The 15,111-nt window shown below is 57.1% G+C and carries 11 protein-coding genes; 8 read left to right on the plus strand and 3 right to left on the minus strand.

Annotated features, from left to right (window positions below; genetic code table 11):
* Window positions 1-16: 16 nt before the first annotated feature.
* Window positions 17-1,141 (minus strand): beta-ketoacyl-ACP synthase III, encoded by a 1,125-nt coding sequence (locus tag ACR0BU_RS04080; protein WP_480736106.1) that lies wholly within the window; start codon window positions 1,139-1,141, stop codon window positions 17-19.
* A gap of 161 nt (window positions 1,142-1,302) precedes the next feature.
* Here ACR0BU_RS04080 and ACR0BU_RS04085 point away from each other — a divergent pair, with 161 nt between their 5' ends.
* From ACR0BU_RS04085 to ACR0BU_RS04095, 3 genes are read left to right on the plus strand one after another with little or no spacing between them, the layout of a single operon-like run.
* Complete coding sequence (locus ACR0BU_RS04085) at window positions 1,303-1,770, plus strand: MarR family winged helix-turn-helix transcriptional regulator (RefSeq protein WP_298933822.1); 468 nt, start codon at window positions 1,303-1,305, stop codon at window positions 1,768-1,770.
* A complete protein-coding gene (locus tag ACR0BU_RS04090) occupies window positions 1,767-2,804 on the plus strand; it encodes an efflux RND transporter periplasmic adaptor subunit (RefSeq protein ID WP_480736105.1) in 1,038 nt (345 codons plus the stop codon). Before ACR0BU_RS04085 ends, ACR0BU_RS04090 begins: the two co-directional genes overlap by 4 nt.
* Window positions 2,805-2,815: 11 nt before the next feature.
* Window positions 2,816-5,866: an efflux RND transporter permease subunit gene (locus tag ACR0BU_RS04095; protein WP_480736103.1), complete on the plus strand. Its 3,051-nt coding sequence runs from the start codon at window positions 2,816-2,818 to the stop codon at window positions 5,864-5,866.
* Window positions 5,867-5,935: 69 nt separating this feature from the next.
* Here the strand turns inward: ACR0BU_RS04095 and carB are convergent, their stop codons facing one another.
* Window positions 5,936-9,280, minus strand: a complete 3,345-nt coding sequence (carB, locus tag ACR0BU_RS04100; protein ID WP_480736102.1) for a carbamoyl-phosphate synthase large subunit — start codon at window positions 9,278-9,280, stop codon at window positions 5,936-5,938.
* A gap of 177 nt (window positions 9,281-9,457) precedes the next feature.
* Here carB and ACR0BU_RS04105 point away from each other — a divergent pair, with 177 nt between their 5' ends.
* The 3 genes from ACR0BU_RS04105 to aspS all read left to right on the plus strand — a co-directional run bounded on the left by ACR0BU_RS04105 (window position 9,458) and on the right by aspS (window position 13,293).
* Window positions 9,458-10,585 carry an aminodeoxychorismate synthase component I gene (locus ACR0BU_RS04105; protein WP_480736100.1) on the plus strand — a complete coding sequence of 376 codons (1,128 nt, stop codon included), beginning with the start codon at window positions 9,458-9,460 and terminating at the stop codon, window positions 10,583-10,585.
* Window positions 10,540-11,187 (plus strand): aminotransferase class IV family protein, encoded by a 648-nt coding sequence (locus tag ACR0BU_RS04110; RefSeq protein ID WP_480736098.1) that lies wholly within the window; start codon window positions 10,540-10,542, stop codon window positions 11,185-11,187. Before ACR0BU_RS04105 ends, ACR0BU_RS04110 begins: the two co-directional genes overlap by 46 nt.
* Window positions 11,188-11,517: 330 nt before the next feature.
* On the plus strand, window positions 11,518-13,293 hold the full coding sequence (gene aspS / locus ACR0BU_RS04115; protein ID WP_480736096.1) for an aspartate--tRNA ligase: 1,776 nt from the start codon (window positions 11,518-11,520) through the stop codon (window positions 13,291-13,293).
* A 261-nt stretch (window positions 13,294-13,554) separates the two neighbouring features.
* On the opposite strand, the gene ACR0BU_RS04120 is transcribed toward aspS, so the two are convergent.
* Window positions 13,555-14,274, minus strand: a complete 720-nt coding sequence (locus ACR0BU_RS04120; RefSeq protein WP_298933810.1) for a response regulator — start codon at window positions 14,272-14,274, stop codon at window positions 13,555-13,557.
* Window positions 14,275-14,409: 135 nt separating this feature from the next.
* Here ACR0BU_RS04120 and mce point away from each other — a divergent pair, with 135 nt between their 5' ends.
* Window positions 14,410-14,814: a methylmalonyl-CoA epimerase gene (gene mce, locus ACR0BU_RS04125; RefSeq protein WP_299077222.1), complete on the plus strand. Its 405-nt coding sequence runs from the start codon at window positions 14,410-14,412 to the stop codon at window positions 14,812-14,814.
* A 22-nt stretch (window positions 14,815-14,836) separates the two neighbouring features.
* Complete coding sequence (locus ACR0BU_RS04130) at window positions 14,837-15,109, plus strand: DUF1467 family protein (protein WP_298933806.1); 273 nt, start codon at window positions 14,837-14,839, stop codon at window positions 15,107-15,109.
* Window positions 15,110-15,111 lie beyond the last annotated feature (2 nt).

A 15,111-nucleotide genomic window follows, 5' to 3' on the forward strand; every position in this document is an offset into this window, starting at 1 on the left:
CAACGCGTTGACTGCTTCAAGAGTGTCTTCTGAGGATAACGGAACCAACCGAATAGCCAGCGCCGAAGGAGCAGATCAGGCCGACATCGCCATCCTCCAGATCATCAGAATACTTTGAAAATGCGATGATGGATCCGGCTGAGGACGTATTCGCATAGTCCTGAAGAATGTTGGGTTGTTCGCCCGCTTCAGGTTCTCGGCCGAGGACCTTTTTTCCGATGAAATCGTTCATCGTTTTGTTCGCTTGATGCAGCCATAGACGCTTTAGACCATCGCTGTTGATGCCTTCGGCACTCATATGATCGCTGATATGTTTGCTGACCATGGGCAGAACTTCTTTGAATACTTTGCGCCCGTTCTGCATGAATTGCATGTCGCGCCGGTCGATCACGCCATCAGGACGCGAGCGGCGCAGGAAACCGTTGTTATTTCTGATGTTGTTCGAGAACGCCGTGGCGCAGCGCGTCGAAAGAATCTCAAAATGAGGGCCCTGAGCGTCTTCCATACGCTCGATCAAAGTAGCAGTCGCCACATCACCGAAAATGAAGTGGCAATCCCTGTCGCGCCATTCCAGATGACCCGAGCAGATTTCCGGGTTCACCACAAGCGCGGCCCTGACTGATCCCGACCGAACCATGTCCGCGGCGGCCTGAATGCCAAACGTTGCCGACGAGCAGGCCACATTCATGTCAAACCCAAACCCGTCGATGCCCAAAGCCTGTTGGATCTCGATTGCAATCGCAGGGTACGCCCGTTCGTGGTTTGAAGCTGCGCAGATCACCAGGTCGACATCTGCGGCTGTACGCCCGGCCTGCGCCAGCGCTTTGGTGCACGCATCCACCGCCATCTCGGTCATTATGCCTGGCTCATCATCGCTACGCTGGCGGAGCGAGGGATGCATGACCCCGGGGTTCAGAATACCTGTCTTGTCCATCACATAGCGGTTCTCGATACCGGATGCCTTCAGAATGAACTCTTCAGACGAATGTTGCATCGGTTCCATCGTTCCGGCGGCGATTGCCTCGGCGTTTTCGGCGTTCTGCTTGTCGGCATAGGCGTTGAAAGCCTGAACAAGTTCGGCGTTCGTTATGATGTTCTCGGGTGTGAAAACACCTGTACCGGTGATGGCGGGCGTATACATGATAGGTCCTGGATGTTTCGGATTCGCCCAAAATGCAGTCACAACGGGATTTGATCAAGTGATCTTGACCCAAGGGAATGTTTGTGGCGCAATGCACTTCACATCTTGAATAGTTCGAAAATTGAAGTATATGGCAACGCAGACTCGCACGAGGGCTTTGAATGCCAGATGATATCCACTCCAGGCTTGGGCGCCTCAGCCCCGAGATCCAGGCGATCATGGGGGTCTATGCCCTGTACTGGAAGCTTGAAGAAACTTTCGATTGCATCGAAACGGACCTGAGCCATCCGGAATGCCATATGCTGATAAAGCTGAATGAACCCAAGCGGATGGGCGTTTTGGCTGCGGATATGTTAAGTGTTCCGTCCACGATCACCGCCACGGCGGATGCTTTGGAGAAGCAAGGATACCTGATCCGCGAACGAGACCCTGAAGACCGCCGCGCCTGGCTTCTTGTTCTGACAGAGCAGGGGCACGAGACGCGGAATATGCTCGTGGCTGAGGCCGGAGACCTGTTCCACAGGGCCTCTGGACTGAACGCAGAAGAAACTGTCGAATTCGCGCGAATGGCTTGCAAAATCCGTGACAACATTCTGAAAACGGGAATTCCCGAGGGATTGAAGAAATGAAACTCCTGACTTCACTGGGCCTTGCTCTGGCCGTTCTGGCGACACCGATTGTCGCACAAGATGTTCCCAAGCCAGTAAAACTGATGCAGGTGAGCGAAACGACACCCGGTTTTTCGCGCCAGTTTTTTGGCCGCGTCGCCGCACGCCAAACCGTTGACCTTGCCTTTCAGGTCGCAGGGCAAATTGTTGAAATGCCGGTGACCGAAGGTTTTGTGATCCCCAAAGAAGGTCTGATCGCCCGCCTTGATCAGGAGCCATTTGAGCTGAGTCTGGATCGTGCACGCCTGCAAAAAGAGCAAGCTGACCGGACCGAGGCCCGCTTGTCGCGTCTGCGCGGAACCACGGCCAGCCAGGTTGCGGTTGATGACGCCGAAACCGAAGCACAACTGGCGGCGCTTGCGCTGCGGGATGCGGAATACGAACTGGAACATGCCACGCTGACTGCGCCGTTTGATGCGCTGGTCTCCAGCCGAGCGGTCGAGGCCTTTACCACCGTTTCGGCGGGCACGCCGGTCGTGCGCATCCACGATATGTCTGAACTTCGGATCGAGGTTGATGTTCCAGAAATCCTGTTTCAGCGATCGGGGCAGAATGACGACCTGACTATCACCGCCAAATTTCCAGTCAGCGATGAAGTCTTTCCGCTGGAAATCCGGGAATTCGACGCGGAAACCTCAAGCGTAGGGCAGACTTTTCGCATTCAGTTTGGTCTGACCCCGCCCGAGGGCATGCAAATTCTGCCGGGGTCCTCCGTCACTGTTAACGTCAAGGTGCAGGATGATCGCAGTGGAATCGTCGTGCCGGCAACCGCCATCGTGGCTGGTGCAAACGGAGATCTGAGCGTGATGGTCTTTTCACCGGTTGGTGCGGATGACGGTACGGTACGATCTGTGCCGGTGACGATCGAACCGACCCAAACCGGCGATGTCCGTGTTTTGTCCGGCCTGTCTGATGGCGACGAGATCGTCGTCGCAGGTGGCGCTGTGCTGACCGACGGTCAGGCTGTGCGCCGTTTTACCGGCTTTGCGAACTGAGGCGCTGACAGATGAATATTGCACGCGCCTCTATCGACCGGCCGCTTTACACGTGGCTGATAATTCTGATTGCACTTTTCGGCGGCATCTGGGGATTTCTGTCGCTTGGACGCCTTGAAGATCCGGCGTTTACGATCAAAAACGCGGTCATTGCGACCCAATACCCGGGTGCCACAGCGGAACAGGTGGCCTTGGAAGTATCGGAACCTTTGGAATCCGCGATACAGCAGATGGGTGAAGTGGATGTGATCACTTCGGTCAATCAGCCGGGCCAGTCCCTGATCGAAGTGGAAATCAAATCAATCTACGACGGCACGGAATTGCCCGACGTTTGGACGCGCCTGCGTGCCAAAGTGCGCGACGCGGCGCGTGGCCTGCCATCGGGGGTCAGCGCCCCTTATGTCAATGATGGGTTTGGCGACGTATTCGGTCTTTTTTATGCGGTGACGGCCGAGGGGTTTTCGGACGCGGAAAAACACGAGCTTGCAACGTTCCTGCGCCGTGAATTGCTAACCGTTGACGGGGTCGCAGATGTTGAGGTGCAGGGCTTACCGGATGAGGCGATCTTTGTAGAACCCGACTTGGCGATTTCGGTTAACCAGAACGTTCCTTTACAAGCGATCAATGATGCGATTGCCAATGCGGACTCGGTCAATTCTTCGGGGTCCTTACGCTCGGAAAGTGAGCGAACCACCATTTTGACCGCTGAAGGCTCGGACAGCGTTTCGGCCATCGCCGGGCTATCCGTGGGCTCTCAGGGCCAGGTCATCAATCTGTTCGATATGTCCGATGTTTATCGCGCGCGGCAAACCGATCCCGACATCATCATCCGGTTCAATGGGACCGAGGCTTTCACCTTAGGGATTGCGGGGCTGGCGACCGAGAACATTGTCGAGGTTGGCAAACTTGCGGATGCAAAATTAGCTGAACTGGATGCGGAAATCCCTTTTGGTGTGGAAATCTTGCCCATCTACCAGCAACACGTTGTTGTCGAGCAGGCCTCGAACGACTTCCTTGTGAATCTTGCCATGTCAGTGGCTATCGTGGTTGCCGTTCTGGGCATCTTCATGGGCTGGCGGGCTGCGGTTGTTGTTGGTTCAACCCTGTTGCTGACCGTGGTCGGTACCTTGTTGTTCATGTCGCTGTTTTCCATCGAGATGGAGCGAATTTCGCTGGGCGCCCTGATTATCGCCATGGGGATGCTGGTAGACAATGCAATCGTGGTGGCTGAAGGGATGCAGATCTCGATGCTGCGGGGCAAATCTTCGCGCGATGCTGCCGAAGACGTGGCCGCCAAAACGCAGATCCCACTTCTTGGCGCAACGGTGATAGGCATCATGGCTTTTGCAGGGATCGGTCTCAGCCCGGATGCGACCGGAGAGTTCTTGTTCTCGCTGTTCGCCGTCATTGGCATCTCGCTGTTGCTGAGCTGGGTATTGGCCATCACGGTGACACCCATGCTGGGTCACTATTTCTTCAAGCAAGGCAAAGAGGGTGAGCTGGACGCCTACAGCGGCATTTTGTTCCGCGTCTATGGTGCAATCCTGCGCTGGGCGTTGCGGTTCCGCTGGCTGGTGGTTGCCGGATTGGTCGCGGTCACCGTGGTCTGCTATGCGGGCTTTGGTTTGATGAAGCAGCAGTTTTTCCCCAACTCGAACACACCTTTGTTCTTTGTTCACTATAAGCTGCCTCAGGGCACACCGATTGAACGCACATCGCAGGATATGGCGGTTTTTGAAGAATGGCTGGCGGCCCGGGACGATGTCGTTTCTGCGACCACTTTTGTGGGGCAGGGCGCAACCCGGTTCATGTTGACCTATTCGGCGGAAAAGCCAAATCCAAGCTATGGTCACATGATCATCCGCACTGAAACCCTAGAGGACATCCCAGCCCTTCAGGTGGACCTTGAGGCGTTTGGATCGGTCCAGTTCCCCGAAGGAGAGTTTGGCACCAAACGTCTGGTCTTCGGCCCAGGTGGCGGGGATCCGATCCAGGCGCGGTTCTCGGGCAGCGATCCGAAGGTTCTGCGTCAGCTGGCTGAGGAGGCCGTCCAACAAATGGCCGCAGCCTCACCCAACGCTCTTTTGGTTCACCACGACTGGCGCGAGCAAGAGTTGGCCGTGCAGCCGATCTATGCCACCGAACGCGCACAAACCGCAGGCGTGACGCGCGAAGATATTGCAGCGACATTGCAGTTTTCCACTGATGGTATCACCGGAGGGGTTTTACGCGAGCGTGACCGCTTGATCCCGATCATCCTGCGCCGACCGGCCGATGGCGAGTATTCGATCGTCGATCAGGTCGTGTACTCGGATCAGTCCGAAAGGTTTGTTCCGATCGAGCAAATGGTGGATGGGTTCGAATACACCTCGCTCAATACGCTGGTACATCGTCGCGACCGGGTTTTGACCATTACGGTTGGGGCCGATATCCCGCCCGAGCTGACAGCGGCGCAGGTTCACGCCGAAGTTCGCGACGCAATAGAAGCAATTGACCTGCCGCCCGGGTACAAGATGGAATGGGGTGGTGAGTTCGAAGACTCGGGCGATGCGCAGGCAAGTTTGGGCAGGCAGCTGCCCCTTAGCTTGCTGATCATGGTTCTGATTTCCGTGCTGCTGTTCAACGCAATCCGTCAGCCTGTGATCATCTGGCTGCTGGTACCAATGTCGGTAAACGGCGTGGTGATTGGCCTGCTTGGGACCGGTCTGCCTTTCACGTTCACCGCGCTTCTGGGTTTGCTCAGCTTATCCGGGATGCTGATCAAGAACGGTATTGTGCTGGTCGAGGAAATCGATCTGGTCCGTGCGACCGGCACACCGTTGCGCGAGGCGATCATCGAAGCCTCAGTCTCGCGTCTGCGCCCGGTCATGCTGGCCGCGATCACAACGATCCTTGGGATGGCACCATTGCTGACAGATGCGTTTTTCGTCTCGATGGCAGTAACCATCATGGGCGGTCTGGCCTTTGCAACGGTCCTGACCATGGTTGCAGCGCCGGTGTTTTACCAGCTGTTCTTTGCGCGGGATGAGAGGAAGCAACTGGCGGTTCAAACCGCCACTTAAGCGGTCACTAAAAGCAAAAAAAGCCCCCGGTTTGTCACCGGGGGCTTTTCGTTTCAAATCTATGGCTGCTCAGCCTTGCAGCGATTTGACCTCGACATCCCCTTCGGCCTGCGCCTTGATCGCCAGCGCCGCGGCGTGGCTGGCGGCGGCGGTCGTGAAGTAAGGGATTTTGTCGTAAAGAGCGATCGACCGGATGACTTTGCTGTCTTCAACAGCCTGTGCGCCTTCGGTCGTGTTCATCACCAATTGCACCTGACCATCTTTCAGCATATCGGCCACGTCCGGGCGGCCCTCGTAGACTTTGTTAACCAGATCACAGGCAACGGCCTGATCTGCCAGCCATGACTGTGTGCCGCGCGTGGCCACCAGCGTGAAGCCTTGCCCTGCCAACACTTGCGCAGTCTCTAGCATAGCCGGGGTTTTATCGGCGTCCTTGATCGAGATGAACGCCCGGCCCGACGATGGCAGGACCATGCCAGCCCCCATCTGCGCCTTGAGGAACGCACGCGGGAAATCCCGATCCCAACCCATGACTTCCCCGGTTGAACGCATTTCTGGGCCCAGGATCGTATCGACGCCCGGGAACCGAGCGAAAGGCAGTACGGCCTCTTTCACCGAGAACCAAGGCATATTGGGATCGGCCAAAGTCATTTGATCTGCGATCTTGGTGTCCTGACCCTCTTGATACGCGGGGCGTATTGGGAAGTTGGAAAGTTTCTCGCCCGCCATCACCCGCGCGGCGATCGAGGCAATTGCGCTGTCCGTGGCCTTAGCAACGAAGGGCACGGTGCGCGAGGCACGCGGATTGACCTCGATTAGGTAGATCTCGTCATCCTTGATAGCGAACTGCACATTCATCAGACCGACAACGTTCAAGGCTTTGGCCAGCTTGAAAGTCTGTTCCTTGATCCGACCAATGACCTCATCCGACAGCGAATATGGTGGCAGCGAACAGGCCGAGTCGCCGGAGTGAACACCTGCCTCTTCGATATGCTGCATGATGCCCGCTACATGCACGTCTGTGCCATCGCACAGCGCATCCACGTCCAACTCGACCGCACCGGCAAGATAGCTGTCCAGCAAAACGGGGCTGTCGCCCGACACGACGACGGCCTCATTGATGTAGCGCCGCAGCTGATCAATATCACGCACGATTTCCATCGCACGACCACCCAGAACGTAAGAGGGGCGGATTACCAATGGGAAACCGATATCTTCGGCAATCTCCAACGCCTGCTCGTCGGTCGAGGCGATGCCATTCTTGGGTTGTTTCAGGCCCAAATCGTTGACCAGAGCCTGGAACCGCTCACGGTCTTCCGCCAGATCAATGGCATCCGGCGTGGTGCCGAGGATCGGGATGCCTTCTTCTTCCAGTGCATTTGCCAGTTTAAGCGGAGTCTGGCCGCCGAACTGAACGATCACACCGTGCAAAGCGCCGTTTTCCTGTTCTTTCGTCAGGATTTCCATGACGTGTTCGAAGGTCAGCGGCTCGAAATACAACCGATCCGATGTGTCATAGTCTGTCGAGACCGTCTCGGGGTTGCAGTTGATCATAATGGTTTCGTACCCTGCGTCGGTAAGAGCGAAACAGGCATGGCAGCAGCAATAGTCAAACTCGATGCCTTGACCGATCCGGTTCGGACCACCGCCGAGGATGACAACCTTTTTGCGGTCTGATGGCCGTGCCTCGCACTCAACCTCTCCCATCATCGGGGCCTCGTAGGTCGAGTACATGTAGGGCGTTTGCGCTTCGAATTCGGCCGCACAGGTGTCGATGCGTTTGAAGACGGCGCTGACCCCCAGATTGCGGCGGGCGCGGCGGACGTTGTCTTCGTCGCGACCTGTCAGGTTTCCAAGGCGAGCATCGGTAAAGCCTAACATCTTGAGCCTGCGGATACCGGCCTCGGTCACCGGCAGGCCGGTTTTTATGATGTCACGCTCGGCTTCGATAATCTCGCGGATACGGGCCAAGAACCAGGGGTCGAACTTGGTGACGCCAAAGATTTCATCGTCAGACAGACCGTGACGCATGGCCTGCGCGATGGTGCGCAGACGGTCCGGGGTTTGCTTGCTGATGGCTTTGATCACCGCCGCTTTGTCAGGGGCTTCTTCCCAGACGCCAACGCTCAGGCCCGGGATTTCGACCTCATCAAAACCCGTCAGCCCAGATTCCATCGAGGCCAACGCTTTTTGCATCGACTCGTGGATGGTGCGGCCGATGGACATGGCCTCACCCACCGATTTCATCGCGGTGGTCAGGTACGGTTCCGAGCCGGGGAATTTCTCGAATGCGAACTTCGGGATTTTGGTGACGACATAGTCGATGGTGGGTTCGAAGCTGGCCGGGGTCACCTTGGTGATGTCATTGTCCAACTCGTCCAGAGTATAACCAACGGCCAGCTTGGCGGCGATCTTTGCGATCGGGAAGCCGGTCGCCTTGGACGCCAGCGCCGAGGATCGCGAAACGCGTGGGTTCATCTCGATCACGACCATACGGCCATCATCAGGGTTGATCGCCCATTGCACGTTTGACCCGCCGGTCTCGACCCCAATCTCGCGCAGAACGGCGATCGAGCCGTTGCGCATGATCTGGTATTCTTTGTCGGTCAGCGTCAGGGCAGGGGCGACAGTGATCGAATCACCAGTGTGCACGCCCATCGGATCAACGTTTTCAATGGAACATACGATTATGGCGTTGTCAGCGGTGTCGCGCACCACTTCCATTTCAAATTCTTTCCAACCCAGCAGGGATTCATCGACCAGAATTTGATTGACCGGCGAGGCATCCATGCCCGATCGGCAGAAATGGATATAATCCTCACGGTTATAAGCCACGCCACCGCCGGTACCGCCCAAGGTAAAGGCGGGGCGGATGATGGCTGGCAAGCCGATCTCTTCCAGCTCGTCCAACGCCATCTGCACGCCGGCGTCCAGATTAGCACTGCCGTTTTCGTTCTTTGGTGCGGTGATGATGGTGGCCTTGGGGTTTTCCAATCCCAGCCGGTCCATCGCCTCGCGAAACAGCTTGCGGTCTTCCGCCATTTCGATGGCGTCACGCTTGGCGCCGATCATCTCGACGCCGAACTTGTCCAGCACGCCCATCTCTTCCAGTGCAAGAGAAGTGTTCAGACCGGTTTGCCCACCCATGGTGGGCAGCAGCGCGTCGGGGCGCTCTTTTTCGATGATCCTGGCGACAACCTCGGGCGTGATCGGTTCGATATACGTCGCGTCTGCGAGACCGGGGTCTGTCATGATTGTCGCAGGGTTCGAATTCACCAGAATGACCCGGTAACCTTCTTCGCGCAGGGCCTTACAGGCCTGAGCGCCCGAGTAGTCGAATTCACAGGCCTGACCGATGACAATGGGGCCCGCCCCGATGATCATGATCGACTGAATGTCGGTTCTTCTCGGCATGGCCTACGTCCTTCGATGTTCGCGAGTCAGGGGCACCGCCCAAGCGCCCAAATTGTCCTGCGTTATAGGGACCGCGCCAAAAGGTTCAAGAGGTATCGGAAACAAGGGCGAAATTGCCGCTTTCCACTCTTCCCCTCGTCTGCGTATTCTCTATACCCCGTTGCACGGCAAATGAGGATGCAATTGCGTATTCGTTTTGATCAGGGGCCGGCCGGTCCGGGAACCCGTTTTGCCCGGCCTTCCCAGATAATCCGCGCTGACATGGCGGAGGACGTGCCCCAGGCAATGACGGCGCTGGATGAGGCACGCGCAAGTGGTGCCTGGGTGGCCGGGTATGCAAGCTATGAGCTTGGGTATGCGTTAGAGGCGCGCCTTCTGGCGCGCCTGCCGCAAGATCGCCGTTTGCCGTTGATGTGTTTTGGCGTTTACGATCATCCGACCCAAAGCGACCTACCAAAAGCGGATGCAGGAATTTCCGATCTCAGATCCAGGTGGGATGATCAAAGATACTCGCGGGCCTTTCAGACGGTTCACGATGCCATAGGCGCTGGGGATATCTATCAGGCTAACCTGACCTTCCCGATCGACATGACCACAAAGGGCGACAGTGCTTCGCTTTATGCCGCGCTGACAGCCCGCCAATCTGTCGGACACGGCGCCTTGGTCGAACAGGATGATCTGCCAGACCTGCTCAGCCGGTCGCCAGAATTGTTTTTTCGAACCGATGCAGCGGGTTGCATCGAAACGCGCCCCATGAAAGGCACGCAGCCCCGCAGCGAAGACATGGCCGAGGATGCGCGTCGGCGGAATTTCTTGTCGATTGACGAAAAGAACCGGGCCGAAAACCTGATGATCGTCGACCTGCTGCGCAATGACATAAGCCGGGTTGCCCTACCAGGATCGGTGCACGTGCCCGAATTGTTCAAGGTCGAAACTTACGCGACGGTGCACCAGATGGTGTCGCTCGTGCGGGCTCAGTTGCAGGTGGGTGCCGGGTTGTCTGATATCTTGTCTGCGCTGTTCCCGTGCGGTTCCATCACAGGCGCACCCAAAATACGCGCCATGGAAATACTGTCCGAGCTGGAGCCATGGGCGCGAGACATCTACTGCGGTGCCATCGGATGGGCGGCCCCGGATGGACGATCCGAATTCAACGTGGCCATTCGCACCCTGATGGTCGAAGATGGCGCGGCGACGCTGAACGTGGGCGGTGGAGTTGTCTGGGACAGCACAGCCCCGTCTGAATATGAGGAAGCGCTATGGAAGGCCCGCTTTGCGCACCAGTTGAGCCTGATTTCCGCCTGATCGAGACGTTGGCCCATCGTCCAGATCAGGGTTTTGTAAGGCGAGGCCGCCATCTGAGGCGCATGGCGCGGACCGCCGCTGCACTGGACTTGCCATTCATAGTAGACGAGGCTTTGGCAGCTCTGGCCGATGTGCCGAATGGCGTACCGTTGCGGTGTAGGCTGACGATGGACATCTTGGGAAAGTTCGAACTGACAACAGCGCCTCTGGCGAATAACCCGCCCCATTGGCGGTTTGCGCTGGCCGACACAAGGCTGAACGCGTCTGATCTTTGGCTGCGTTACAAAACAACGCGGCGCACGGTATATGACTCTGCCCGGGCGGCGATGGTGGACGATATTGACGAGTTGCTTTTCCTGAACGAGCACGATGAACTCTGTGAAGGTACGATCACCAATCTGTTTGTCGTGATGCCAGACGGCAAACGCCTTACTCCGGCGCTGTCGTGTGGGCTGTTGCCAGGCATTCTACGCGAAGAGCTTTTGGAAGGTCATGAGTTTACGGAGGCCAAATTGACCCTGACCGATCTCCAGAATGCGCAAACCGTGTATATGGGAAACTCGCTACGCGGGCTGATACCGGTAGAATTGGTGACCTGTTGACCCGGGCGATGCCGCAGGAGTTGCGGTTTCGGCTTGTTTTTGGCGAAACAACGCAATCCCGCCGGAAGGGCGTGGGGCACAACTGTTGAGCGCCGCCGTGACCGTCGCGGGCGGGCTGTCATACACCCGGGCCTATGATCAGCAAGGCTTGTTTTTACATGCTGCTCTGTTGCGACCAATCTTGGATAATATCATCGTTGCGGTGGGTTTGGGTGTGTATTTCTATTGCGGGAACCTGCAAAGGCCGGTTTGACGGCGCGACCTGCCTTGACTTTCTCAGTCTGACGCGGTGTACCGGCGCGACGAATTTTGCGCCCGAAGGGATATTTCATGCACGCCTATCGCAGCCACACCTGCGCCGCACTGACCGCCACCAATGTTGGCGAAACTGTTCGCCTGTCTGGCTGGGTGCATCGGGTCCGAGATCATGGCGGTGTGCTGTTCATCGACTTGCGCGACCATTTCGGAGTGACCCAGGTGTTGTGTGATGGCGACAGCGCTGCTTTTAGCGAGCTCGAAAAGGTGCGGTCCGAATGGTGCATCCGTATCGATGGCACGGTCAAAGCGCGTGCTCCCGAATTGGTGAACTCCAAACTGCCCACGGGTGAAATCGAGATTTACGTGCGCGAGCTGGAAGTGCTGGGTGCTGCCGACGAGCTGCCCTTGATGGTGTTCGGCGATCAGGAATACCCCGAGGAAACCCGCCTGCGCTATCGCTATCTGGACCTGCGCCGTGAGGCGATGCAGCAGAACATGACACTGCGGTCGGACGTCGTGTCCTCGATGCGCCGTCGCATGTGGGATCAGGGTTTTCGCGAATATCAAACGCCGATTATCACCGCGTCCTCGCCAGAAGGCGCGCGCGACTTCTTGGTGCCCTCGCGCCAGCATCCGGGCAAGTTCTACGCGCTGCCTCAGGCTCCGCAGCAGTTCAAACAGCTGATCATGGTGTCGGGCTTCGATAAGTACTTCCAGATCGCGCCTTGTTTCCGTGATGAAGACCCGCGCGCTGATCGTTCGCCGACTGATTTCTACCAGCTCGACCTCGAAATGTCGTTTGTCGAACAGCAGGACGTTTTCGACACGATCCAGCCTGTTCTGACCGGTGTGTTCGAGGAGTTTGGCGGTGGTCGCAAGGTCGACCAGGATTGGCCACAGATTTCCTACAAAGACGCGGCGCTGTGGTATGGCAGTGACAAGCCGGACCTTCGCAACCCGATCAAGATGCAGGTTGTTTCCGACCATTTCCGTGGCTCGGGTTTTGCGATCTTCGCCAAACTGTTGGAGCAAGAGGGCACCGAAATTCGCGCCATCCCCGCACCCACCGGTGGTAGCCGCAAGTTCTGTGACCGCATGAACGCCTTTGCTCAGAAAGAGGGCCTGCCTGGAATGGGTTACATCTTCTGGCGGGATCAGGGCGAAGGCATGGAGGCTGCAGGCCCGCTGGCCAAAAACATCGGCCCCGAGCGGACCGAGGCAATTCGCCAACAGCTGGGTCTGGGCGTCGGCGATGCCGCGTTCTTCCTGGGTGGCAAGCCAAAAGCCTTTGAAAAAGTTGCGGGCAAAGCCCGCGACGTGATCGGCGACGAGTTGAACCTGACCGAGAAAGACCGCTTTGCCTTTGCTTGGATCGTGGATTTCCCGATCTACGAGCAGGACGAAGAATCTGGCGCGATTGACTTTGAACACAACCCGTTCTCGATGCCGCAAGGCGGGATGGAGGCGTTGCAGGGTAACCCGTTGGATGTACGCGGCTATCAATATGATCTGGCGTGCAACGGGTACGAGCTGGTTTCAGGCGCAATCCGGAACCACAAGCCTGAGATCATGCTGAAAGCCTTTGAGCTGGCGGGTTATGGTGAAGATGAGGTTAAAAGCCGCTTTGGCGCACTCTTCAATGCCTTCCACTATGGCGCTCCTCCGCATGGTGGTTGCGCTGCAGGTATCGACCGGATCGTGATGTTGCTGGCGGATGAGGCCAATATCCGCGAAGTGATGATGTTCCCGATGAACCAGCGTGCTGAAGATTTGATGATGGATGCGCCATCTGATCCGACCTCTGATCAAATGATGGAACTGGGTTTGCGGATTATACCGCAAGACTAGTCATCCATCGCAACCTGAACTGCGTGTAAGGACAGTCTGGTCGTCTAATCGCGCCACTGTTTTGCCGGTGGCGCGGACACCGCTAGGCCCGAATGCCCGCGCTTCCCGAGTGTTGGACTGTTAGCTGAGGTCGAAAACCCCTAATCCAACGGGTTTTTCAGGTCGCTTCTGTTCGCCCGTATTGCTCGTGCAGTGTGGCGTGTCTGTCGGTAGACCCACAGGCACAAAAAGGTTGCTGTGATGAAATAGGCAGTGACCATTCTAGATTGCCTCCCGTTGTTCCAGGCGGTCTTGGACAATACCGGCAACCTTTGCGGCCTGCGCGGTAACCGGTGTGCCATGTGCACGCGACCTGGCCAACTGACGAGCGGCTTCCGCCAGTACATTGTCATCTGCTTCTTGCGCAACGCCGCACAAAAACTGTGCCGCATAGTCTAATGTCCGATGGTCATTCGGCCCCGCCAGCACGTCCGCGATATGGGCCATGTCATCCTGGTAAGCCATGGGATCTGGCCGGATCACCTCGTCGCGAACCGAGTGTAGGCCGCTGGGGCGTCGATCCTCAGGCAGCAATTTCAGGATGGATCTTTGAAAGAACGACATGGACTCTATCGGTTTAGCTAGAAACCCATCAGCCCCGGCGTCCAGAGCGGCGCTTTTAGTGCAATCGTCGCCCGACATCCCCAGAATGACACTGATGCGGGGGCTGGCATTCGAAAGCTCTGCAATCAGATCCGCGCCGGACCCATCCGGCAGTCCCATGTCGATAAGAATGACCGAGGGGCGGTAGATCTGTAGATGCCGACGCGCTGATTTCAGGCAATCGGCGCGCCTGATTCTGGCGCCGCTGTGCATGCACATGAGGCGTATCACATCGCAGGCATATCGGCTGTCCTCGACAACCAGAATGGTTTGCCCCAGCAAGGGCCGGGCCGCGGTTGGCGTAGCGACGGTGGTGGCGAAAGGACCCGAATCGTCCATGGCAGATCTCCTATTCAGCAGATGCCTCACGCTAGGAACTTCTGGCTAACACAGGGTTAACGGGCGATTTGGCGCACTTGTCCTTTAGCAGGTCTGCCCCCATAACCCATGCAACACAGGACTGAGGAGAATGACATGATTGGTCGTCTGAACCACGTCGCTATCGCCGTGCCCGATCTTGAGGCGGCGTCAGAGCAATATCGCAGCGCGCTGGGCGCCAAAGTCGGTGCGCCACAGGATGAACCCGATCATGGCGTAACCGTTGTGTTCATCGAATTGCCAAACACAAAGATCGAATTGCTGTACCCGCTGGGTGATGACAGCCCGATCAACGGATTTCTGGAAAAGAACCCCGCCGGTGGCATTCATCATGTGTGCTACGAGGTGGAAGACATTATCGCGGCGCGCGACCATCTGAAGGAAACAGGGGCTCGTGTTCTGGGATCGGGTGACCCAAAGATCGGTGCCCATGGCAAACCGGTCTTGTTCCTCCATCCCAAGGATTTCAACGGCTGCCTTGTTGAGCTAGAGCAGGTTTGAACCCCAGCCCGGAGGGCCTGAAATGACCATAACAGCCGGTTTGGTGTTGTTCGCCGTGATCTGGTTCATGACCTTGCTTGTCGTGCTGCCCATTCGCATCAAGACACAAGGCGATCTGGGTGAGATTGTGCCGGGCACCCATGCAGGTGCCCCCGAAGTGCATCACATGAAGAAAAAGCTGTGGATCACCACAGGTATCACGGTGATCTTGTGGGTTATCATTGCCGGGATCATTATTTCAGGTGTGATCTCGGTGCGGGACTTCGACTGGTTGAACAACCTCGAACCCCGGTAAGG

The organism is Ruegeria sp. CK2 (assembly GCF_056536585.1).

Excerpts from the sequence above, each read along its gene's own strand:
- ACR0BU_RS04080 (WP_480736106.1), bottom strand. The coding sequence starts at position 1,141 with ATGTATACGCCCGCCATCACCGGTACAGGTGTTTTCACACCCGAGAAC.
- ACR0BU_RS04085 (WP_298933822.1), top strand. The coding sequence starts at position 1,303 with ATGCCAGATGATATCCACTCCAGGCTTGGGCGCCTCAGCCCCGAGATC.
- ACR0BU_RS04090 (WP_480736105.1), top strand. The coding sequence starts at position 1,767 with ATGAAACTCCTGACTTCACTGGGCCTTGCTCTGGCCGTTCTGGCGACA.
- ACR0BU_RS04095 (WP_480736103.1), top strand. The coding sequence starts at position 2,816 with ATGAATATTGCACGCGCCTCTATCGACCGGCCGCTTTACACGTGGCTG.
- carB (WP_480736102.1), bottom strand. The coding sequence starts at position 9,280 with ATGCCGAGAAGAACCGACATTCAGTCGATCATGATCATCGGGGCGGGC.
- ACR0BU_RS04105 (WP_480736100.1), top strand. The coding sequence starts at position 9,458 with ATGCAATTGCGTATTCGTTTTGATCAGGGGCCGGCCGGTCCGGGAACC.
- ACR0BU_RS04110 (WP_480736098.1), top strand. The coding sequence starts at position 10,540 with ATGGAAGGCCCGCTTTGCGCACCAGTTGAGCCTGATTTCCGCCTGATC.
- aspS (WP_480736096.1), top strand. The coding sequence starts at position 11,518 with ATGCACGCCTATCGCAGCCACACCTGCGCCGCACTGACCGCCACCAAT.
- ACR0BU_RS04120 (WP_298933810.1), bottom strand. The coding sequence starts at position 14,274 with ATGGACGATTCGGGTCCTTTCGCCACCACCGTCGCTACGCCAACCGCG.
- mce (WP_299077222.1), top strand. The coding sequence starts at position 14,410 with ATGATTGGTCGTCTGAACCACGTCGCTATCGCCGTGCCCGATCTTGAG.
- ACR0BU_RS04130 (WP_298933806.1), top strand. The coding sequence starts at position 14,837 with ATGACCATAACAGCCGGTTTGGTGTTGTTCGCCGTGATCTGGTTCATG.